Origin of the sequence: Cetobacterium sp. (assembly GCF_048470075.1) — a bacterium.
Lineage (GTDB): Bacteria > Fusobacteriota > Fusobacteriia > Fusobacteriales > Fusobacteriaceae > Cetobacterium_A.
Genome location: NZ_DBGBQB010000282.1, coordinates 1 through 1642, shown reverse-complemented (window position 1 = coordinate 1642; position 1642 = coordinate 1). Strand labels below are relative to the sequence as shown.

Sequence of the window (1642 nt, the reverse complement as noted above, 5' to 3'; positions counted from 1 at the left end):
ATCTTAGGCTCTTTGTTTAAATTGTTTATTGCGTAGTGTAACGTACTCTCCAACCTATTCAAATTTACATTTATATTTTTTAAATTTTCAATCTCTTTCTCAATTATACTCTTTTGAAATGTAATAGATTTTAAAATATTTTCTAAATTATCACCTTCATATAAAATCTGCTTTATCTTTTCCAAAGAAAATCCCAAAGATTTACACCTTTTTATAAAATCTATCTGTAAAAATTGGTCTATTGAATAATATCTATATCTTGTACTCCCATCCACATAAATAGGTTTTAAAAGCCCCTCTTTATCATAATGTCGGAGAGTTTGAACTGAAATTTTTGTTAATTTTGCGGTTTCTCCTATCGAAAACATTTTTAATCCTCCAAAATTTGGTTTGACTCTATACTTACTATAGAGTATACACTACTTTTTGTTAAAGGAGGAAGTAAAATGTTTAAAGAATTTATTAACTATGCTATTCCATCTGTATGTGCTATGTTTGTATCATCACTCTATGTTATTATCGATGGAATTTTTGTCGGGCAAGGCATTGGTAATTTAGCTCTTGCTGCCGTTAATCTAGTAGTACCTGTCTCAATTCTATTCTTTGGAATTGCTACAATGTTTGCTGTAGGAGGTGGTACCCTTATTTCTGAAAATTTTGGAAAAAATAATATAGATAAAGGTATCAATATTTTTAGAGAAGCTTCCATTGTATTATTAATTTTAAGTTTTTTTATTAGCTTTATATTTTTTATATTCTCTAAGGATATTCTTTTAATTTTAGGTGCCAGTGGTGATATCCTAGAGGAAGCAGATATCTATCTGAAATACTATGTTATGTTCTGTATTCCAAATATTTTGGGTATATCTTTGAGTAGTTTTATACGAAATGATGGGAATCCAAAATTGGCTATGGTAGCTACAATTTCAGGAGCTTTTTTAAATATATTTTTGGACTATGTATTTATTTTTATTTTTCAATGGGGAATAAAGGGAGCTGCTATTGCTACTGGTCTTGGACAAATACTAACAGTGCTAATTATTTTATTCCATTTTATCTTAAAAAAAGGTAATCTATCTTTTGGAAAAACTAAGTTGCAGAAAGATAATATTTTTCAATTTATTTTTCTCGGATTTCCCTCTTTTTTTATGGAGATTACATTTTCTATAATAATATTTTGTATGAATACCGTTATTTTAAAAATAGGTAATGAGACTCAGATGGCATCTTTTGGAATAATCAATTATCTAACCACTATAATCTATATGCTTCTACTGGGGCTTTCTTTTGGGATTCAACCGCTATTTAGTTTTTACCACGGTGCCAATAACTTAAAAAAAGTTGCAAAATTTTATAAATTAACAATTATAGGTTCATTTATTATAAATTTTATATATTTTAATATCTCGTATTTCTTTGGATATGATATTATACATCTTTTCACTAAGAATACGATTATATTGAAAGAAGCGTATGTTGGACTATGTCTTTTTAATATCTCATTTTTTATAATAGGAATCAACATCATACAATCAGGATACTATCAAGCTATAAATAATCCTAAGAATTCAAATATAATCTCTTTTTTAAGATCAATTATATTTTTCCCTATAACCATTTTAATTACAAGTTACTTTTGGGG

2 protein-coding genes are annotated in these 1642 nt (G+C 27.2%); one reads left to right on the top strand and one right to left on the bottom strand.

The window, feature by feature from the left end; translation table 11 throughout:
• The coding region (locus tag ACMOUI_RS09980) for a MerR family transcriptional regulator (protein ID WP_418965551.1) at positions 1-368 on the bottom strand (368 nt) is incomplete at its 3' end.
• A gap of 78 nt (positions 369-446) precedes the next feature.
• Here ACMOUI_RS09980 and ACMOUI_RS09975 point away from each other — a divergent pair.
• On the top strand, positions 447-1642 hold a 1196-nt coding region (locus tag ACMOUI_RS09975), incomplete at its 3' end, for an MATE family efflux transporter (protein WP_418965550.1).